The 20,918-nt window shown below is 55.5% G+C and carries 20 protein-coding genes; 15 read left to right on the top strand and 5 right to left on the bottom strand.

Features of this window, described 5'->3' with window-relative positions:
• Positions 1 to 66: 66 nt before the first annotated feature.
• Entirely contained in the window at positions 67 to 1,566 is a 1,500-nt protein-coding gene (locus tag FFS57_RS15360) for an aldehyde dehydrogenase (protein WP_137938691.1), read from the bottom strand.
• Between the two features lie 51 nt (positions 1,567 to 1,617).
• Positions 1,618 to 2,172 carry a cupin domain-containing protein gene (locus FFS57_RS15355; RefSeq protein ID WP_137938690.1) on the bottom strand — a complete coding sequence of 185 codons (555 nt, stop codon included), beginning with the start codon at positions 2,170 to 2,172 and terminating at the stop codon, positions 1,618 to 1,620.
• Here FFS57_RS15355 and FFS57_RS15350 point away from each other — a divergent pair.
• The 7 genes from FFS57_RS15350 to FFS57_RS15320 all read left to right on the top strand — a co-directional run bounded on the left by FFS57_RS15350 (position 2,171) and on the right by FFS57_RS15320 (position 9,667).
• Complete coding sequence (locus tag FFS57_RS15350; RefSeq protein WP_137938689.1) at positions 2,171 to 2,521, top strand: hypothetical protein; 351 nt, start codon at positions 2,171 to 2,173, stop codon at positions 2,519 to 2,521. The two genes, FFS57_RS15355 and FFS57_RS15350, sit on opposite strands and share 2 nt — an antisense overlap.
• Entirely contained in the window at positions 2,484 to 3,602 is a 1,119-nt protein-coding gene (ald, locus tag FFS57_RS15345) for an alanine dehydrogenase (protein ID WP_137938688.1), read from the top strand. Before FFS57_RS15350 ends, ald begins: the two co-directional genes overlap by 38 nt.
• A 36-nt stretch (positions 3,603 to 3,638) precedes the next feature.
• Positions 3,639 to 4,412 (top strand): gamma-glutamyl-gamma-aminobutyrate hydrolase family protein, encoded by a 774-nt coding sequence (locus FFS57_RS15340; protein ID WP_137938687.1) that lies wholly within the window; start codon positions 3,639 to 3,641, stop codon positions 4,410 to 4,412.
• 95 nt (positions 4,413 to 4,507) lie between these two features.
• Positions 4,508 to 5,842, top strand: a complete 1,335-nt coding sequence (locus FFS57_RS15335; protein ID WP_137938686.1) for a glutamine synthetase family protein — start codon at positions 4,508 to 4,510, stop codon at positions 5,840 to 5,842.
• A 119-nt stretch (positions 5,843 to 5,961) separates the two neighbouring features.
• Complete coding sequence (locus tag FFS57_RS15330; protein ID WP_137938685.1) at positions 5,962 to 7,341, top strand: aspartate aminotransferase family protein; 1,380 nt, start codon at positions 5,962 to 5,964, stop codon at positions 7,339 to 7,341.
• 101 nt (positions 7,342 to 7,442) lie between these two features.
• Complete coding sequence (gene speB / locus FFS57_RS15325) at positions 7,443 to 8,375, top strand: agmatinase (protein WP_137938684.1); 933 nt, start codon at positions 7,443 to 7,445, stop codon at positions 8,373 to 8,375.
• Between the two features lie 2 nt (positions 8,376 to 8,377).
• Positions 8,378 to 9,667: an NAD(P)/FAD-dependent oxidoreductase gene (locus FFS57_RS15320; RefSeq protein ID WP_137938683.1), complete on the top strand. Its 1,290-nt coding sequence runs from the start codon at positions 8,378 to 8,380 to the stop codon at positions 9,665 to 9,667.
• A 13-nt stretch (positions 9,668 to 9,680) separates the two neighbouring features.
• Here FFS57_RS15320 and FFS57_RS15315 read toward each other — a convergent pair whose 3' ends face one another.
• Complete coding sequence (locus tag FFS57_RS15315; RefSeq protein WP_137938682.1) at positions 9,681 to 9,977, bottom strand: hypothetical protein; 297 nt, start codon at positions 9,975 to 9,977, stop codon at positions 9,681 to 9,683.
• Positions 9,978 to 9,982: 5 nt separating this feature from the next.
• Here FFS57_RS15315 and argS point away from each other — a divergent pair, with 5 nt between their 5' ends.
• The 5 genes from argS (at position 9,983) to FFS57_RS15290 (ending at position 16,142) form a co-directional block, all read left to right on the top strand.
• Complete coding sequence (gene argS / locus FFS57_RS15310; protein WP_137938681.1) at positions 9,983 to 11,707, top strand: arginine--tRNA ligase; 1,725 nt, start codon at positions 9,983 to 9,985, stop codon at positions 11,705 to 11,707.
• A 281-nt stretch (positions 11,708 to 11,988) separates the two neighbouring features.
• Complete coding sequence (locus FFS57_RS15305; RefSeq protein ID WP_137938680.1) at positions 11,989 to 13,086, top strand: extracellular solute-binding protein; 1,098 nt, start codon at positions 11,989 to 11,991, stop codon at positions 13,084 to 13,086.
• A gap of 85 nt (positions 13,087 to 13,171) precedes the next feature.
• Complete coding sequence (locus FFS57_RS15300) at positions 13,172 to 14,299, top strand: ABC transporter ATP-binding protein (protein WP_249384011.1); 1,128 nt, start codon at positions 13,172 to 13,174, stop codon at positions 14,297 to 14,299.
• The gene (locus FFS57_RS15295) at positions 14,296 to 15,252 is read left to right on the top strand and encodes an ABC transporter permease subunit (RefSeq protein ID WP_137938678.1); all 957 of its coding nucleotides are present in this window, start codon (positions 14,296 to 14,298) and stop codon (positions 15,250 to 15,252) included. Before FFS57_RS15300 ends, FFS57_RS15295 begins: the two co-directional genes overlap by 4 nt.
• Positions 15,249 to 16,142: an ABC transporter permease subunit gene (locus tag FFS57_RS15290; RefSeq protein ID WP_249384010.1), complete on the top strand. Its 894-nt coding sequence runs from the start codon at positions 15,249 to 15,251 to the stop codon at positions 16,140 to 16,142. The genes FFS57_RS15295 and FFS57_RS15290 overlap by 4 nt, the downstream gene beginning before the upstream one ends.
• Positions 16,143 to 16,309: 167 nt before the next feature.
• On the opposite strand, the gene FFS57_RS15285 is transcribed toward FFS57_RS15290, so the two are convergent.
• Complete coding sequence (locus FFS57_RS15285; protein ID WP_137938677.1) at positions 16,310 to 16,750, bottom strand: hypothetical protein; 441 nt, start codon at positions 16,748 to 16,750, stop codon at positions 16,310 to 16,312.
• Positions 16,751 to 17,157: 407 nt separating this feature from the next.
• On the opposite strand from FFS57_RS15285, the gene FFS57_RS15280 reads away from it, so the two are divergent.
• Complete coding sequence (locus tag FFS57_RS15280) at positions 17,158 to 17,553, top strand: DUF4430 domain-containing protein (protein WP_171013981.1); 396 nt, start codon at positions 17,158 to 17,160, stop codon at positions 17,551 to 17,553.
• On the opposite strand, the gene FFS57_RS15275 is transcribed toward FFS57_RS15280, so the two are convergent.
• Complete coding sequence (locus FFS57_RS15275; RefSeq protein ID WP_171013980.1) at positions 17,550 to 17,774, bottom strand: hypothetical protein; 225 nt, start codon at positions 17,772 to 17,774, stop codon at positions 17,550 to 17,552. The genes FFS57_RS15280 and FFS57_RS15275 overlap by 4 nt on opposite strands.
• 85 nt (positions 17,775 to 17,859) lie before the next feature.
• Here FFS57_RS15275 and FFS57_RS15270 point away from each other — a divergent pair, with 85 nt between their 5' ends.
• Entirely contained in the window at positions 17,860 to 19,188 is a 1,329-nt protein-coding gene (locus FFS57_RS15270; RefSeq protein ID WP_137938674.1) for a surface lipoprotein assembly modifier, read from the top strand.
• Positions 19,189 to 19,206: 18 nt separating this feature from the next.
• A partial coding sequence (locus tag FFS57_RS26120) for a FecR family protein (RefSeq protein ID WP_137938673.1) occupies positions 19,207 to 20,918 on the top strand: 1,712 nt, incomplete at its 3' end.

Raw genomic sequence — 20,918 nt, 5'->3', positions numbered from 1 at the left:
AACAGACAACAAAAAACGGTCATTGCAGTAATGACCGTTTTTGATGGCGACGCCCAGATGGGGAAATCAGCGCAACCGCACTAGTGTCGATTTCAGTTCAGTGTACTTTTCCAGTGCATGTAATGATTTGTCCCGGCCATTGCCGGACTGCCTGTAACCACCGAATGGGAAATTCATGTCTCCACCTTCGTCATAGCAGTTCACCCACACCGTGCCAGCACGCAGACGACGGGCCGCTTCATGTGCTGTTGTCAGATTGCTGCTCCATACCGCAGCAGCCAAGCCAAACTCGCTGGCATTGGCCAGCTCAATGGCTTGATCCATCGTATCGAAAGTCACCACAGATAACACCGGACCGAAGATTTCTTCCCGGGCAATACGAATAGCCGGGTTTGGAACATCGAACATCGTTGGCTCAACATAAAAGCCACCTGTATCCTGCAGCACCTGCTTGCCACCTGCTAACAAGCGTGCACCGTCTGCATGGCCAGCTTCGATATAGCCCAGCACCCGCTTCATCTGAATATAATCAATGATCGCGCCCATGCTGGTAGCCGGCGCCAACGGATTACTTGGCTGATAGCCGCGGGCCTTATCCAGCAGCTTATCGATGAATGCGTCCTTGATGTCCCGATGCACCAGCAAGCGCGAACCCGCTGTGCACATCTCACCCATGTTGTAGAAAATAGCGCCTGCTGCGGCATTGGCTGCACGATCGAAATCCGGACAGTCTGGCATGACGATATTGGGCGATTTGCCCCCCAGCTCCAGCCAGACACGCTTCAAATTCGATTGACCGGCATACTGCATGATCAATTTACCGACCTGGGTTGAGCCAGTAAACGCCAGACAATCCACGTCCATGTGCAGCGCCAGCAACTTACCCACCGTACCACCTCCCGGCAGCACGTTGAATACACCATCCGGCATGCCAGCCTGTTTGGCCAACTCGGCAATACGAATCGCTGTCAGTGGTGACTTTTCGGACGGCTTGAGAATGACTGAATTACCTGCGGCCAAAGCTGGACCAAGCTTCCACGACGCCATCAACAATGGGAAATTCCATGGCACTACGCATGCCACGACCCCAATCGGCTCACGCGTCACCAGGCCAACCAAATGGTTGTCGGCTGGCACCACCTCCCCTCCGACCTTATCGATTGCTTCCCCATACCATTCAATGCAATAGGCAGCACCGGGAATGTCCACCGTAGTGGTATCGCCAATCGGCTTGCCGGCGTCCAGTGTTTCCAACACGGCCAATTCATCAGCATGTTGGCGAATCAGCTCTGCAAAACGGCACATGACTTTTTTGCGCTTGCGCGGATTGGCCTGTGACCATGCACCTTGATTGAATGCCTGACGCGCCACATGTACGGCAGCATTCACATCCGCCTCATCACAATCGGCGACTTGGGTCAGCACGCGGCCATCAATCGGGCTAATACAGTCAAAGGTTTTACCTGACTGTGCAGTCACATACTGGCCCTGAATGAAAGCACGACCTTCGATGCTGAGGCTGGCAGCAAACTGCTGCCAATCGGCGAGAGATTTGTTACTTGGCATGGGTTGCTCCTGTGGCTTGGGCGCCGGTACCACGCGGGCTATCGACGCAACTCAGAAATTGGGCAACGAGTTGGCACTGACGATTTCGCAGGGTTGATCATCCAGGTTGCGAAATCGGTGTGGCAACTGCGATTCAAAGTAGTAGCCATCGCCTTCATTCAACATTTGCGACTGGCCATCGACGGTCAGTTCGATGCGGCCCTTCACCACCAGTCCGCATTCCTGGCCTTCGTGCTTCAACATATCGCGGCCCGTATCCGCATGCGCTTCATATACTTCGCGCATCATGGTGATCTTGCGATCCTTCAGGCCATGGCCAACCAGAAAAAATGCCACATCGTCACTGCCAATATTGGGCATTTGGTCTTTACTGAAGAAAGGTGATGGCCGGACCGGCTCTTTGACATCAAAAGTGAAAAATTCGGCCAGCGACATCGGAATGCCATCCAGCACTTTCTTGAGCGATGACACCGATGGGCTGACACGGTTTTGTTCGATCAATGAAATGGTGCTGTTGGTCACCCCGGCACGTTTGGCCAACTCACGTTGGGACAAACCGAATTTCTCTCGAATAAGGCGCAGGCGCTGGGCGACCTCGACTGACATGGCTGATTCCTGGCACGGTAAAGCGTTTGATATTCTTTACGGTGATAGTAAACATTTTACAAGCACTCAGCAAAACAAATTTGCAGGAATCATGCCTCAAATTGGTTTAATAATGCACCTCTGCAGTGCAACAAAAATATTTGATGCAGCGCAACGTCAAATATATTTGACACAATTACCTGGGCAGATGTTGAATATATTGGACATTCAGAGCAACAGACCGGCTGCAATCGGTTCAAGATGCATGAAGGAAAACCGATCGCACCACCAGACCCACAAGGCCTGTGATAACGATATTTGGAGACCTCAACATGCTGATTGGCGTACCGAAGGAAATCAAGAATCATGAATACCGCGTTGGCCTGACCCCGGGCGGCGTCAAGGAACTGATCAAACACGGCCATCAGGTCATGGTTCAAACCCAGGCAGGTAGCGCCATCGGTTTTGCTGATGACCAGTATATTGCCGCCGGTGCGCAAATGATCAATGAAGCCAGTGAAATCTTCGCCAAGGCAGACATGATCATCAAGGTCAAAGAGCCACAACCTGTCGAATACCGCATGCTGCGCCCGGGCCAGATTCTTTACACCTACCTTCACCTGGCGCCTGATCCCGAACAAACCAAAGGCTTGATTGACAGCGGTTGTGTTGCCATCGCTTATGAAACGGTGACGGATGACCGTGGTGGATTGCCGCTACTGGCCCCCATGTCGGAAGTGGCCGGCCGGATGTCGATTCAGGCTGCAGCTAGGGCATTGGAGAAAAGCCAGGGTGGGTCCGGTGTATTGCTAGGTGGGGTGCCCGGTGTGGCGCCAGGCCATGTGACGGTGATCGGTGGCGGCGTGGTCGGGTTGAACGCCGCGCGAATGGCGATGGGGCTGGGGGCAGAAGTCTCGATACTCGACCGCTCGTTACCGCGCCTGAAGGAAATCGACAATCTCTATGAAGGCCGCATCAAGACGCTGTATTCCACACAAGATGTCATTGAAAACGAACTGCGTATTGCCGATGCGGTGATCGGCGCGGTATTGATCCCCGGTGCGGCGGCACCCAAGCTGGTCAACCAGGCCATGCTGAAGCTGATGAAGCCAGGTTCGGTGCTGGTGGATGTTGCCATCGATCAAGGTGGTTGCTTTGAAACCTCGCGCCCTACCACCCATGAAAACCCAACCTATGTTGTGGATGGTATTACCCACTATTGCGTCGCCAACATGCCTGGCGGTGTCGCCCGCACGTCAACGATGGCATTGACCAATGCCACCCTGCCCTTCGCAGTGGCGCTGGCCAATAAAGGCTACAAGCAGGCACTCAAGGACGATGCACATTTACGCAACGGCCTGAACGTGTATCAAGGTAAGATCACTTACGAAGCCGTAGCCCGCGACCTGGGCTACACCTATGTGCCGTCACTGACAGCACTGAACGATTGATAACAACAGGCGGGCTACGCCCGCCACCACTGACTTATGATACACAAGCCCGTTGTCGGCATACCTGCCGACCGCCGCATGCTGGGAGCGCATCCGTTCCATTGCATTGGCGAGAAGTACATCACTGCAGTTGTCGATGGCGCAGATGCTTTTGTCATCCTGATTCCATCGCTGGGTGACCGTCAAAGCATCGACCAGATTCTGGCAATGGTGGATGGCCTGTTGTTCACTGGTAGCCCATCCATGGTGCATCCCAAACACTACCGGGGGCCCGAGCTGGAAGAAGGCACTTGGCTCGATCCTGATCGCGACGATACTACTCTGCCGCTGATTCGTCGTGCCATTGCCATCGGTATGCCGGTTTTCGGTATCTGTCGCGGCTTTCAGGAAATGAATGTCGCCTTTGGCGGTACCTTGCTGCAAAAAATCCACGAAACGCCGGGCAAGCTGGATCACCGTGAAGACAAACTGGCAGAGCTAGATGTGCAATACGGCCCAGCCCACCCTGTGGCACTGACCCCTGATGGCTTACTGCACCAGTTGACCCAGTTGGATGAGATCCGGGTGAACTCCATCCATCAACAAGGTGTCGATCAATTAGGGGCTGACTTGCAAGCCGAGGCCATCGCCCCGGATGGCCTGATCGAAGCCTTCACCGTGGCAGGCGCCAAAGGGTTCGCACTGGCCACGCAATGGCATCCGGAATGGAAGTTCCAGACCAATCCCGTCTCCGTCAAGTTATTCCATACATTTGGCGAAGCCTGCCGCGCCTTCAAACGAGAGCGCGGGCTGACCATGAACCCAGAGTAGCGGCGCTCGTCACCCTCAACCGCCATCACCCCAGGCCGTGCGGACAACCCCAGGCCAACCACGGGAACACGATTGAACTACACGAGAGATAAATCATGGAAAGCATCAACGAATTTTTCCGAGAACACCGCATCACTGAAGTCGAGTGCGTCATTCCCGATATGACGGGCGTCGCACGCGGCAAAATCCTGCCGAAAAGCCAGTTTGCATCCGGCGAAAAAATGCGGCTGCCCACCGCAGTATTGATCCAGACCGTGACTGGCGATTATCCAGACGATGACAACATTACCGGCCCCACCGATCCGGACATGGTCTGCGTACCGGATGCCAGTACCGTTACACTGGTACCCTGGGCAGAAGACCCGACTGCACTGGTCATTCACGACTGTGTCCACTTTGATGGTTCCCCAGTCGATATCTCACCACGCCATGTTCTGCGCCGGATGATTGATCTTTATGCGCAGCGGGGCTGGAAGCCAGTTGTCGCACCCGAACTTGAGTTCTACCTGATCGAGCGTAATACCGATCCCAACGAACCCCTGCGCCCGCCTATCGGCCGTACGGGTCGCCCGGAAACAGGGCGTCAGTCTTACAGTATCGATGCAGTGAACGAATTCGACCCGTTCTTTGAGGATGTCTATGACTACTGCGACGCCATGCAGTTGGACATCGATACGCTGATTCACGAGGTCGGCGCCGCGCAGATGGAAATCAACTTTCTGCACGGTGACGCATTGAACCTGGCTGACCGGGTGTTCCTGTTCAAGCGGGTAGTACGCGAAACAGCTTTCCGTCATAACATCTACGCCACCTTCATGGCCAAGCCGATGCAGGACGAACCCGGCAGCGCCATGCACGTACACCAGAGCGTGGTGGATGCCCAGACCGGCCGCAATGTGTTTTCCAACACCGATGGCAGCCCATCGGATCTGTTCCTCTCCTATGTGGCCGGCCTACAGACCTACATGCCAGCCGTGATGCCGATCATGGCCCCTTATGTGAATTCCTATCGTCGTCTCAGCCGTCACACCGCAGCGCCCATCAACCTGCAGTGGGGCTATGACAACCGCACCGTTGGCATGCGCGTACCGAACAGCAACCCGGAAAACCGTCGCGTCGAGAACCGCGTAGCGGGCGTGGACGTAAACCCTTACCTGGCCATGGCGGCCACGTTGGCGTGCGGTTACCTTGGCATGGTGCAGGGTCTGCGCCCGAAACCGCCCATGAGCACCAGCGCCTATGATCTGGATTATGAACTGCCCCGCCATCTGGAAGATGCGGTGGAGGTCATGCGCGAGAACAGAGATATCGGCAAAACACTGGGTGAAGCCTTCGTCCACGCCTATTGCTCGGTGAAGGAAAAGGAATACGACACCTACTTCCGCGTGATCAGCAGTTGGGAACGCAAGCACCTGCTATTGCATGTGTAGTGGCCGTGCCAGCTGCATGGCTTGCAGACGAGGCATGACCGATTGCATCAGGATGGATCGCAATACGAATTGATACAAGGCCGGGCTCAGATACATCGGCCGCAGTGGAGAGTAGAATCATGACCAGCAATTTCGCCCAACGCACTACTGCCGAATGGCAGCAACTGGACGCCGCCCACCATATCCACCCCTTCTCGGACATGGGGGCATTGAACAAGGTGGGCAGTCGCGTCATCACCCGCGCCGAAGGCGTATACCTGTGGGATTCAGACGGCAACAAGATTATCGACGGCATGGCTGGGTTATGGTGTGTCAACGTTGGTTACGGCCGCAAGGATCTGGCCGAGGCAGCCTACCGTCAAATGCTGGAGCTGCCCTACTACAATACCTTCTTCAAGACCACCCACCCGCCGGTCATCGAATTGTCCAAGCTACTGGCCGAAGTAGCCCCTGACGGGTTCGAGCATTTTTTCTATTGCAATTCCGGATCAGAAGGGAACGACACCACGCTGCGGGTGGTTTACCAGTATTGGGCCGCCATGGGCAAGCCCGGCAAGAAATACGTGATCTCCCGCAGGAATGGCTACCATGGCTCCACCATAGCTGGCGCCACGTTGGGTGGCATGGATTACATGCATGAGCAGATGCCATCCAAAGTAGAACACATCGTTCACATCAACCAACCTTACTGGTTTGGTGAAGGTGGGGAGCTGACGCCAGAAGCCTTTGGCAAACAATGTGCGAAGGAATTGGAAGCAAAGATTCTGGAATTGGGTGCCGACAACGTCGCTGCCTTCATCGGCGAGCCCTTCCAGGGCGCAGGTGGTGTCATTTTCCCACCTGAAAGCTACTGGCCCGAAATCCAGCGCATTTGCCATCAGTACGACATCCTATTATGTGCCGATGAAGTGATTGGTGGCTTTGGCCGCACTGGCGAATGGTTTGCCCATCAACACTTTGGCTTCGAACCCGACACCATGACCTTGGCCAAAGGCCTGACTTCTGGCTATGTGCCGATGGGCGCAGTGGCACTACACAAACGGATTGCCGAACCCTTGATTGCCTGTGGCGATTTCAACCACGGACTGACCTATTCCGGCCACCCGGTCGCCGCCGCCGTTGCTGTTGCCAATATTCGCATACTGCGTGATCAGGGTGTGGTAGATCAGGTCAAAACCGATACCGGCCCCTACTTTCAAAAGAGCTTGCGCGACGCACTGGCCGACAACCCGTTGGTTGGCGAAGTTGTCGGGCAGGGCATGGTCGCTGGCATGCAATTGACTGCCGATCGTGCCACACGCAAACGCTTTGCAAATGGCGGCGAAGTCGGTCTGACATGCCGTGACTACTGCTTCAAGAACAATCTGATCATGCGCGCCACGGGTGACCGTATGCTGCTGTCGCCGCCACTGGTGATGACGCGCAGCGAAATCGACGAATTGGTCAGCAAGGCCAAGCATTGCCTTGCACTGACCGCCAAAGATCTGGGCATGATGTGATATCTGGGGGGTGATCCCCCTCTTCGTTTCCCCCGCAATACATGAGGTACTGTGGCATGCGGCCACAGTGAGCCGACGGCTTGCTTGAAAAAGGGTGTTTTGTGGCTGATTTTGATTTCCCTTATCTGCATAAAACTGGTTTTCTGGGTGCGCCACTCCATGACGCCAGCCAGCCCTTCGCGGTGGCTGGCATCCCGTTCGATAGCGCCGTCACCAATCGCCCCGGTGCCCGCTTTGGCCCACAAGCCATTCGACAGGCCAGTCATATGTTGTGCGATGGCATCCATCCTTGGTTTGAGGTCACCCCACTGGGGCAATTGACGGACCTGGGCGACATAGCTACGCCCAACACCGCCTTGGCCGATGCCCGTAGCGTATTGCAGGCTGCAGTCACCCCATTGCTGGCCCGCCACCACTTGGCGTGGTTGGGTGGTGACCACTCGGTCACCCTCGCCTTGCTGCGGGCCTATCGTGATCATTACGGCCAGCCACTGGCACTGATTCACTTCGACGCCCATTGCGACACCTGGCAAGACCACTTCGGTGAGCCTTCTGGCCATGGGACCTGGACTTACGAAGCCATTCAGGAAGGATTGGTGATCCCACAGGCCACGGTCCAGATCGGCATTCGCTCGGCCGGTGACAAGGCAGCGCGGGAATACGTCAACAGCATCGGTGGCCGGATATTCACCGCACGTGAGCTGCGTGGTCGCGAATCCAGCGAGCAACTGGCCCCACTGCTGGCTGATGTTCGCCAGCGAATTCGTACGGCCGGCAATCCACCTACCTACCTGACGCTGGACATCGACTGCCTGGACCCCGCTTTCGCCCCGGGTACCGGCACCCCGGAACCCGGTGGGATGAGTACGAATCAGGTGCTGTCGATTCTGGAATCGCTGGTAGACATACCGTTTGTGGGCATGGATTGCGTGGAAGTCTCGCCCCCCTATGACCATGCCGCGTTGACAGCCAATGCCGCAGCGGTGTTTGTCTGGACCTATCTTTGTCAACGTATCGCCGCCAACGGGCAGTAACCATGTTCAAACAGGACGACCAACTCAACAACCGCTCCTATTACGAGGCCACAGTACTGCGGGATGCTGCCAAGCCCCTCTTGAGGGGTAGCCTGGATGTCGACGTGTGTGTGGTGGGTGGTGGGTTGGCTGGGTTGTCATCCGCGATTGAACTGGCCAAACGCGGTTATCGCGTGGCAATACTGGAGGCACGCCGCATCGGCTGGGGCGCATCAGGCCGCAATGGCGGGCAGATGATCGCCGGGTTTGCCTGCGACAACAACATCTTTGAACGGGAGTTGGGACTGGAAGGCGCCCGCGCAGCCTGGCAGATGTCCGTCGAAGCCACAGAGCTGATCCGCGAGCGCATTGCCGAATTCAACATCGACTGCGACTTCGTACCCGGCTATATGACAGTCTCCGTCAAACCCAGCAAAACGTGCGACCTGCGTGCAGGGTTTGAGGAACTGACACAGAAATACCATTACCCACATTTGCAATTCATCGAACCCAACGAACTGCCGGACTGGATTGCCAGCCCACGCTATCACGCTGGCTTGTTTGATGCCGGCAGCGGACATCTTCACCCATTGAAATATACCTTGGGCCTGGCACGGGCGGCTGAGCAGCTTGGCGTGCAACTGTATGAGCATTCGCCCGTCACCCATTTTCGGGCGGGCGAACCCGCTATCGTCGAGACACAGGAAGGCAGTATCCGCGCCCGCTTTGTGGTGCTGGCTGGCAATGTCTACCTGGGCCAGCTCGCTCCGCAAATCGAGCCCCATATCATGCCGGTCGGTACCTATATCATTGCCACCGAACCCCTGGACCCAACGACGGCCAATACGCTGATCCGTGATCGCGTCGCCGTGTGCGACAACAATTTCGTCCTGGATTATTTCCGCACCACCGTCGACCATCGCATGCTGTTTGGTGGCCGGGTCAGCTATTCCACCCTGACCCCACCCAATCTGCCGAATGTGATGCGCGGCAATATGTTGCGCGCCTTCCCACAGTTGCAACAGGCCAAGGTAGAGTACTGCTGGGGCGGGTTTGTGGACATTTCGATGAATCGCGCACCAGATTTTGGCCGCTTGGCCCCCAACCTCTATTATCTGCAAGGGTTTTCCGGGCATGGGCTTGCGGCCACAGGGCTGGCTGGTAAGCTGGCAGCAGAAGCGATTGCCGGTCAAGCCGAGCGATTTGATCTGATGGCACGGGTGAAGCACCGCCCGTTTCCGGGCGGCCGGTTGCTACGTACCCCCGCACTGGTGCTAGGTATGTTGTATTACCGCTTGCGGGACATGTTATGAGCACCTTGCCACATTACGCCAACACCATGGCGACGCAACGCAACATTCGGTTTGCCCTAAGCCACGCCTGCGCAGTAAAATGGCCGGTTCTTCCGGGCGTTGCAACAACGTCTTCCATCCCGCTTTCCCGATATTCCCGATCCGGTGACATGCAGGGCTTGGCCGTAAGCCAGGCACGCAGGGCAGTCATTGGGCGCGGCATCTCGATTGCCGGGGCGGACAGGCGCATTGCAACGTTGATACAGCATGATGCCCAGTACGGTGGCGTGGCATGGGCCTCGCACCGGGCAGGCAAACCGAATCGGGACATTTGACATGACCTTGTTGCAACTGCTCACCCAACGTTTCGAAGCCGCACTGGCCGCCGCCGGCGCGCCGGGCGCACAGCCACTGGTTCAGCCAGCAGGCAAGCCGGAATTCGGCGACTACCAGGTCAACGGCGTCATGGCCGCTGCCAAACAGCTGAAGATGAATCCGCGAGAACTGGCACAAAAGGTCGTGGATCACGCTCAGGTCAGCGATCTGGTGGCCAAGCTGGACATTGCCGGCCCTGGCTTCATCAATCTGCACCTTGACCCAGCCTATCTCGCCAGACGGGTCGAGCAAGCCTTGGCAGACCCCAAGCTGGGCGTGCCCCCTCAGCCCAAGCGCAAGGTCATGGTGGAATACTCGTCCCCCAACGTTGCCAAGGAAATGCACGTCGGCCACTTGCGCTCAACCATCATTGGTGATGCACTGGCCCGTGTGCAGGCCTTTCTGGGTCACGAAGTACTGCGTGCCAACCATGTTGGCGACTGGGGTACCCAGTTTGGCATGTTGACGGCCTATCTGCTGGAAGTGAAGCAAGGCGCAGCCGGCGATGCCGACATGGCGTTGAACGACCTGGAGGAATTCTATCGTCAGGCCAAGACCCACTTTGATGCCGATGCCGCCTTCGCAACCCGTGCCCGCGAATATGTGGTCAAGCTGCAATCCGGCGATCCGGAAGTGCTCGCGCTATGGCGTCAATTCGTCGATATCTCGCTGTCACATTGTGAGGCGGTTTATCGCAAGCTGAACGTACAGCTGGGGCGTGACGATGTACGTGGTGAAAGCACCTATAACGATGACTTGCCTGTTGTCGTGAACGATTTACGCCAGCAAGGCCTGCTGACCGAAGACCAAGGGGCGCAGGTCGTATTTCTGGATGAATTCAAGAACAAGGAAGGCGAAGCACTCGCCTGCATCATCCAGAAATCGGATGGTGGTTACCTGTATGCGACGACCGATTTGTCGGCTGTACGCTATCGCCACAATACCCTGAATCTCGACCGGGTGATGTATGTCGTGGATGCACGTCAGGGGCTTCATTTCCAGCAAATCTTCACCATTGCCCGCAAAGCCGGTTACGCACCGGAGAACATGGTGCTGGAGCATGTTGCATTCGGCACCATGATGGGTGAAGACGGCAAGCCATTCAAAACCCGTTCGGGCGGTACGGTGAAGCTGGTTGAGCTGCTGGATGAAGCGGAGGAACGTGCTTACCAGTTGGTGACCGACAAGAATCCGGCCTTGAGTGAAGCAACCCGGCGCCAGATTGCTGGCAAAGTGGGGATTGGCGCGGTCAAGTATGCGGATTTGTCCAAGCATCGTACTTCAGACTACATATTCAGCTGGGATTCGATGCTCGCATTTGAAGGTAATACCGCACCGTATCTGCAATACGCCTATACGCGGATTCGCAGCATCTTCGGCAAGGGTGTCGCGCTGGATGCCAACGCAGCCATCATACTGACCGAACCGGCAGAACGTGCGCTGGCATTGCAACTGGCCCAGTTTGCCGATGCGGTCTATACCGTGGCACGTGATGCCGTGCCACATCTGATGTGCCTGTATCTGTATCAGCTGGCTACCCAGTTCATGCGCTTCTACGAAGCCTGCCCGGTACTGAAGAGTGAAGGCAGCGTGCAGCAAAGCCGTCTGAAGCTGTGTGACCTGACCGCCAAGGTGATGGAGGCCGGTCTGGACATGTTAGGTATTGAAGTCATGGAAGCCATGTAACACCGCCACCCAACTGGCGTTTTGGCACAGCCTTGCATACGCTGCGCCACAATCGGGCCGAATACCGTAAAATCCGCGCCCGGCCAGTTGATCGATCGCTTGATCAACTTACGGTCAAGTTGCAGCGCAGCATACCCACGAAAGTGCTTGTATGCTGTAATGGCGCCTATCGGCGAGAGGGGATTTTGACGTCGATTGGCCTTGTGCTGATCCCGTACTACGAAAAATTGGCAGCGGGATCAGTGCCACGTGATTCGGAAACCGAACGGGAGTGTATATCCATGAAGAAGCAACAACTTGCAGTCAAGCTGGCAGCCGTGGTGATGGGGTTGTCCGTAGCAGGCGCGTTTGCCGCCGGTAAGGTCAATATCTACAACTGGCAGGATTACATTGCCGACAACACCACCAAGGATTTCCAGAAGGAAACCAGCATTACCCCGAAGTATGACGTGTATGACAGCAACGAAACCCTGCAGGCCAAGTTGCTGACCGGCAAAAGCGGTTATGACGTCGTGCATCCATCAATGGACTTTGCCGCCAAGCAGATCAAATCCGGTATCTACATGAAGCTGGACAAGACCAAGCTACCGAACTTGGCCAATCTGAACCCGACCATGCTAGAAAAGCTGAAGGCAGCTGATCCGACCGGTGAATACCTGCTGCCTTACATGTGGGGTACCGCTGCGTTCGGCATCAACGTCGACAAAGTGAAGAAAGCACTGGGTAGCGAGCCAATGCCTGCTGATATGTGGGAGTTGGTCTTCAACCCGAAATACACCTCAAAGTTGAAGAGTTGCGGTATTTCCTTCATGGAGAGCGCATCAGATGTGTACGCCATGTACAACATCTACAAGGGTCGTGACATGATGGACTTCTCCAAGGAAACACTGGAAGCCAACAACAAGGAACTGGCTGCCGTCCGTAAGGACATCAAGGTATTCATCCAGGCGCCGATCGATCTGCTCGCCAATGGCGACGTGTGTGTAGCCATGGGCTTCAACGGCGATGTCTACATTGCCCGTGACCGTGCCAAGGAAGCCAAGAAACCGCAGAACATCGAGTATGTGGTGCCCAACAAAGGTACACAGTTGTGGATCGACGTAATGGCGATCCCCAAAGATTCCAAGAATGTGGCCGAAGCTCATCAGTGGATCAATTACATCATGAAGCCGGAAGTGGTGGCTGCGATCTCCAACAAAGTCAATTATGCCAATCCGAACACCAAGGCAACACCAATGGTGGACAAGAAGCTGAGAGATGATCCGAAGATCTATCTGAGCGACGAAGCACTGGGCAAACTGCAGCCGAAGAAACCCATGGAAGCAGACACCCAGAAACGCGTCACAGCCGCCTTCAACAAGTTCAAGACCAGCAAGTAATCAGTATGGAAGTCGGCGGGTCGACCCGCCGACTATTTTTCGGGCGTTGCAGGCCATCCTGCAGAGTGTTTAGGAGTAGCTCATTGTGGCGGTAGACAATGCTGCGGCCGGAAAAACCGGCAGCAAACAGGCCTATCTCGAAATCCGTGGGGTCACCAAAAAGTTTGGTGATTTCATCGCGGTTGACGATGTCGAATTGCACGTTCCCAGAAACGAGATCTTTGCCCTGTTGGGCAGTTCCGGTTCCGGCAAATCCACCTTGTTGCGCATGCTGGCAGGGATGGACAAACCCACCGAAGGCCGCTTGATACTCGATGGCGAGGATATCACCGACCTGCCGCCTTATGCCCGTCCAATCAATATGATGTTCCAGTCATATGCCCTATTCCCGCATATGACCGTAGAAGACAATGTGGCATTCGGCCTGAAACAGGACAAACTCCCTAAAGGCGAAATTACCGAACGTGTTGCACAAATGCTGGATCTGGTCCAGATGCGCAAATACGCCAAACGCAAACCACATCAACTTTCCGGAGGCCAACAGCAGCGTGTGGCCCTGGCCCGTTCGTTGGCCAAACGTCCCAAGTTGCTACTTCTGGATGAACCACTCGGCGCACTGGATAAAAAATTGCGTATGCAAACGCAGATCGAGCTGGTGAATGTCATTGAAAAAGTCGGCGTGACCTGCATCATGGTAACCCATGATCAGGAAGAAGCCATGACCATGTCCAGCCGCATTGGCATCATGTCCGAAGGCAAGCTGTTACAGGTCGGCGGCCCGCGCGAGATCTACAACCATCCCAACTGCGTGTTCACAGCCGAATTCATCGGCTCGACCAATACCATTGAAGGCAAGCTGGTGGTCGATGAATCCAGCCACATCGTGATCGAGGCGCCCGAGCTGCACAATCGCATCTATGTCAATCACGGCGTCACCGGTACCCTTGGGCAGACCATGTGGTTCACCGTTCGCCCCGAACGTGTCACTGTCTGCCGCGAACAACCTGCTGTTGAATTCAACTGGTGTAGCGGCGAAGTAGCAGAAATTGCCTACCTGGGCAGTTATTCGATCTATCACGTCAAGCTACCCAGCGGCCGCGTGATCATGGCCCATGTACCTTCCACTCACTGGGGCGAATCCGACCCCCCCACCTGGGGTGACAGAGTATTCGTGAAGTGGGCTGACAACGCTGGCGTGGTGCTGACATCATGATCAAGGGCCTTCTGATGCGCTGCTTGCCCAAAGGCAGAACATTGGTGACAGCAGTGCCTTATGGTTGGCTGCTGCTGTTTTTCCTGTTGCCGTTCTTCTTCGTGTTGAAGATCAGCTTCACCGAGCCCGATATTTCGCAACCACCCTATACATCAATTGTTCAGCAGGAAGACAACAAGACCATCATCACCCTGAACACCAGCAAGTACCACACCATTCTGGATGAAGCGAAAGCCTTCGTTGAAAAGGGCTGGGATGAAGCCGCTGGCGACAGCCAGTACATCGTTTCGTACTGGAACTCACTGAAACTGGCCTTCTTCACTACCCTGCTGTGCCTGGCCATCGGTTACCCGATTGCCTACAACATTGCACGCAGCGACGAGGCCACCCGCAATACGCTGCTGATGCTGGTCATGCTGCCGTTCTGGACATCATTCCTGCTCCGGGTCTACGCGTGGATCGGCATCCTCAAGGACAACGGCGTGCTCAACAACATCCTCATGAGCCTGGGGCTGATCAATGAGCCGATCCAGATGCTGTATAACCAGTTTTCGGTCATTGTCGGCATGGTCTACAGCTATCTGCCGTTCATGATCCTGCCTCTTTACTCGCACTTGGTGAAGCTGGATGGCCGCCTGCTGGAAGCGGCTGCTGACCTGGGCGCCAAACCCTGGGACGCCTTCTTCAAGATCACGCTGCCACTTTCCAAGGGTGGCATGATTGCTGGATCCATGATGGTATTCATTCCGGCAGTCGGCGAATACGTCATCCCCGAGCTGTTGGGTGGTGGCGAGGTATTGATGATCGGCAAACGCTTGATGGATGACTTCGGCGCCAATATGGATTGGCCACAGGCATCGGCTGTCACCGTGATCATGATGATTCTGCTGATTGCCCCCATCGTCTGGTTCCATCGTTTTGAAGCCAAGCAAATGGAGGCCAGCAAATCATGAATGGCAAAAAGATGCCGCTCGGCAACAAACTCTATATGTTGCTTGGCTTTTTCTTCCTGTACGCCCCCATCATCAGCCTGGTCATCTATTCGTTCAACGAATCGCGACTGGTGACAGTTTGGGGCGGTTTTTCACTGAAATGGTACCAGGTCCTATTCAACGATGAAGCCGTCATCGCCGCTGCCAAGCTGAGCTTCAAGATCGCCTTCCTGACTGCAACATTGGCGGTTGTACTGGGAACCATTGCTGGTTTCGTGCTGGCACGCTTTGGCCGCTTCCGCAGCAGCTCACTGTTTGCCGGCATGGTGACGGCTCCAATGGTTATGCCTGAAGTCATTGTCGGTTTGTCGATGCTGCTGTTATTTGTGGCACTACAAACCGCCATCGGTTGCGATGGCGAAGCCACCAGCATGCTGAAAACAGCTGGCTGCTATGCCTTCGGTGAGCGAGGCATGATCACCATCTGGATCGGCCATACCACGCTTTGCATGGCATATGTGGCTGTGCTGGTGCAATCACGCCTGCGCGAGATGGATCGTTCATTGGAAGATGCCGCAATGGACCTGGGCTGCCGCCCTTGGAAGGTCTTCTTCGTCATCACTATTCCGCTGATCTCGCAAGCATTGGTATCGGGTTGGCTGTTGTCCTTTACGCTGTCGCTGGACGACTATGTGTTGACTGCATTCCTATCAGGCCCGGGCTCCACCACCCTGCCGCAATGGATCTTCTCGTCCATTCGACTAGGGCTGACGCCAGAGATCAACGCACTGGCAACCATCATCATCGTATTCGTCACGGTATTCGTGGTGATTTCGAATCGCCTGATGGTCTCCGCCCAGTCCAAGCGGGATAAGGCAATTCAACAAGCGGTTGCACAAACCGGACACTGATCCCAGTCCAAACATAGGATCGAGTAGGAGGCGGGGTTACCCCCGCCCTCTCACGTCACCATACATATCCCATGGCAGTCACCTGCTTGACTTCAAGTCTGACCCCCCATCCGAATAATCAGCAGCATGTGCTTTGCTATAACTTTCCCCAACATCTGACAACGAACTCACCCAACCACCCAGGCTGGACGTGAACGTGCTTCACGGCGAGATTCCCGTTGGCATGTGGGCTTGAATGGCCGACGGTTGAACATGGGGGTACGCAGACGGATAGCATATTCAAGGATGCCATGGCGAGCAATCTGCCAGCTGGCTCCCAGTGCAGGCATGCCTGCCGCACCAGCCACACGCCAGCTACGGTTCAGGCAATATACGGCACCACCAGCAACAACCGCCACGCTGCTCAGTACCAATCCAATCAACAAGACATCTGCGCGCTCATGGTTCAACATTGCCAGCCAGGCACTGCTGACATCCAGCATGACCACAATCAGCAGCGTGCCAATGGCCAAATGTATCAGTGCTTCGCCCCAACGCAGTTGAAGCGTCAGCGGACGGCTTGACAAGACATCACCAGACACTTGACGAGATACGGTACGGCTATCCATGACACGCTCCTTCGCTTGGCACTGTTAATATCAACAGTTTACTGTATCTACTTACAGCCAACAAGCAATTTATTGTGTCATGTGCTTGAAAAGAAAGCGAAGAATAAGCACTGGCGTGACTTCCGCCGCTTTTCCACGTCATGCCGATCGAACTTTGGGGGCGGCGCCCGACAATTCCCCACACACCGAAATAGGTTGGCATGTACGGAATTGAGGATGTTGATTCAGCAGGCGTACACTGATTTTGTCTGCCGGATACCTGAACTGGATCGGTATGCAATCCATACCTCCTGACCGTCCCCGATCTTTATCATCATTTGTCTTGGAAATGCATGGCAGGAGGACTGGCCGGCATGCGACTTGGCCAAACTTTTTTGTCCGTGGCTGCATTCATGAGGAGTCATATCATGGGAACACCCAACACCGTTCAAGTCAGTATTCTAGGTGGGCCAAGTGTCAGCGTGCCCTGGTTCAGCGGAATGAACGCTCAACAAGCGCTGGAAGGCGCGTATGGCCAGATCAATAATAGCAGTCGATTGACTTATGCCTTGCAGTACTACGGCAGCAGTCTGGGATATTTGGTGATGATGATCAACGAAACCTATGACTCGTTTGCCGCCTCGGCAGCCCCGTTTTTCTATTGGGAATTTCTGCTCAATGGTGCGCCAGCCTCTGTTGGTATCGATCAGGCCATTCTCAACGCAGGAGATACAGTGGGCTTTACCTTTGTCCGGTATGACCCAAGTGAACCCAAAGCCGGTACAGTACAGGCGAAGCACATCTACCACACTACGCAGACCTAGTCACCATCAACCCTTGTCATAGCAACATGGGGAAGAGTATTGCACCCTTTCCCCGTTGCATCCGCCCATTGCAATGACAATTCGGTTTCCATCTCTGTTGGCAATTGTGCTCCACCTTCCCAGTCTGCATGCACATCACCTGATTGCAAGATATCGATCATGATGCTGCCGCTCACAATCCCGGTTTCTCGGCCTATAGTGAACATCAGGGCAGCGATCAATGATGCCCTCCGGTGGGTCTGAAGTGGAAGGCAAGGTGGTATCGAGAACAGGTGAACGAGGTTGCTCAATACAGGGAGGCGCGTTATGGCAGGCGTGGTTTCACGATGTGCCATCGGTCTGTTGCTGTATGCTGCCATGGCAAGTAATGCCTGGGCAGCCGATGAATTGAAACGTGCGGCGGCATTGCTGGCTGAGGGCAAGGCCAAACAGGCCTACACACTGTTGACCCCGCTTGAGGCGGAACGAGCAGGCGATGACGAGTTCGATTATTTGCTGGGTACAGCCGCCATCGATAGTGGACAACCCGCACGCGGCACCCTGGCACTGGAACGTCTGATCCAGCGTGATCCCAATCACGCCGGGGCACGGTTGGAAATGGGCCGTGCCTATTTTCTGATGGGCGACGACACTCGGGCCAAAGCGGAATTTGATGCCTTGCTACAGCTCAACCCGCCGCCTATTGCCCGACAGGCCATGACCCAGTATCTGCAGGCCATCGAACAACGCAATCGAAGTCGTGGCACCCAATGGTCTGGTTATGTGTCAGCTGGATTGGGGCATGATACCAATGTTAATGCAGCCACCGACAAGACCAAGATCTTTGTCCCGATTTTTGGTGGCGACCTGATTCTGACTGATACCAGCACCAGCAAGTCGGATAACTTGCTATTTGCTGCAGCCGGTACCGATTTCAGCCATCCGTTAACGGAAAATGTGCGTTTGCTGGCCGGGGCGGACCTCCGATACCGTCATTACCACCACCAGCATGACTTCAGCTTTGGCACATTGGCAGCTCGCGGCGGGGTCGCAATTGGATCGGCCGGCAATCAACTGCGACTAGGTACCCAACTGGATTACCTGCGACAAGATCATCAAGCCAATCGGCGCAACCTCAATGGCACCATAGAATGGCGCAAGGCACTGGGCGATAGCCAGCAAGTCAACCTTTTTGGCCAGTTCGGCCAGATCCGCTATCAACGGCCAGAATATCGGATCAACGACGCCAATCAGACATTGTTGGGTGGTAGTTGGCTGGGGCTCATTCTGCCAGCACACAACGGGGTCACGCTGGCAACCTTGTTCGGTGGCCGGGAACGGGCCCGTGAGGACCGCGCCGACGGTGATAAACGTATGCTGGGCGCAAGGGCCACTTGGCAGTTCAACCCGATCGATGATGGCGAATTGTGGGTAAGTGCGGGCTGGCAGCAGGGCCATTATTGCCAGGAAAACTTTCTGTTTGCCACGCGCCGGCACGATCGGTTGACGGACATCGGGCTGGGATTCAACTGGCGTATCGGTGGCGCGTGGTCATTGCGTCCAGCCATCAATCACTCCCGCAATCGTTCCAATATCGCTATCAACGAATACCGACGTACCGACTACACTCTCGCCGTGCAGCACGATTTTCGCTAGTTACTTAAGGAGGCCACCATGACTCACCCGCGCCCTCGCCTCACTACCATCAATCTGCTGAATCTGTCACCTTGCCTGCTGGCTTTGTACGTGCCACTTACCTGGGCTGGCTCTGCGGGTAAGGTTCAGTTCATTCATGGCGAGGTCACAGTCCAGGACGTGGCTGGCACCAATCGGACCATTACCAAGGGTGACACAATCAACGAGGGCGATGTCATCAGCACTGGCGCCAACGGCAACACCCAGATCCGCATGACCGATGGCAGCATTGTCGCGGTACGCCCCAACAGCCGGTTGCGAATCGATGCGTTTCAATACCGCGGCAAACAGGATGGCAGCGAGCGTGGCTTTTTCTCATTGCTGAAAGGTGGCTTTCGGGCTGTCACCGGTGCTGTCGGCCAGGTCAATAAAGATAACTACAAGGTCACTACCCCAACTGCCACCATTGGCATTCGCGGTACAGATCATGAGCCATTTTTCGTACCGATCGGTAGTCAGGAATTTGGCGCAGCCGAGCCAGGCACCTATGACAAGGTAAATACCGGTCAGGTGGTGATGCAGACCAACCGGGGCATGACCCTGGTCAACCCGAATCAGATTGGATTTGTCGGCCATGCCAACCTGCCACCAGCCTTGCTGCCACGGCTGCCAAGCTTCTACCGCGCCACCAGCGAACCAACCGCCTCAACATCCAGTACCGACACGGGGAGTGGAACCAGTACCACCTCGACCTCCACCGGTACCAGCCCATCTAAAACGCAGGCGACCGATACGTCTGCCAATTCCACTACAATTACGACGACTACCGGTACCGGTACCAGCCCCACTCCCAGCAATAGTGACCGTCCGGTTGAAGGCACGCTGGCCAGCAATACCAGCACCGTCATCAACCTGACCAGTCAACAGGCAACCGATGCCACTGGTACCACCGTCAATCTGACCCAGGCCCCATTACCTGGCATCCCGGTTGCTGTGGGGGCCAATATTGAACAGACCAATGGCTTTTGGCACGCCGGTGCAGGGTCTGCCAGTGGAACCGAGTTGCGGTTGGCTGACGACAAAAGCTTATTGGCAGCCACGGAAAGCGAAGGGGATGTATTTCGTGTCGGCACTGCCATCCAGGCCGATCGTGGCAGGGCTTCGCTGGTATTTGGCGACACCACCTTGCCAGTGGAATGGGGGCGCTGGGATGAAGTGCCGCCTGGGCAGGTCTATGAATCCTTTGATAATGGGCAGATAAGACCTCATCTAGGATCACTGCATTACATCTACAGCACCGGCCTGACACCCATCGCCAATCTGACAGCGGCGGCATTCGGTTCCGCCGCGGCACGTTATCAGGTAAGTGGCGGCACCAGACCAACTTCAGAGAAAAATGGTGAGGTCGGCACGTTGGTCGATATGCAGATGGTGATCAATTTTTCTGCACAAACGGTTGATGGCTATCATGTTGAAGCACGCTTTGCTGATCGCACCTTTATCGCCGACAATACAGCCCAGGTTCCGCTAGCTCCGATTGTCGACATCGATCTGGCTGGCAAATGCAGTGGTTGCAGCGCTGTCAGTGAAGCGATCAGCGGCGAAGCTTCCACTGTACTGATCGGCCCTAACGGCAATGCAGCCCTCAGCAGCTTTGGCCTGACCAGCGCACAAACACAACGCAGTGCGATTGGTACCGGCCTTCTGCAAATTGTCGAGCGCTACGCCACCCCACCGCTCCCCCCCACCCC

The organism is Chitinivorax sp. B (assembly GCF_005503445.1).
In the GTDB taxonomy this organism is placed as follows: domain Bacteria; phylum Pseudomonadota; class Gammaproteobacteria; order Burkholderiales; family SCOH01; genus Chitinivorax.
Note: the sequence above shows the minus strand (reverse complement) of the source record. Positions and strands in the feature narration are given on the sequence as shown.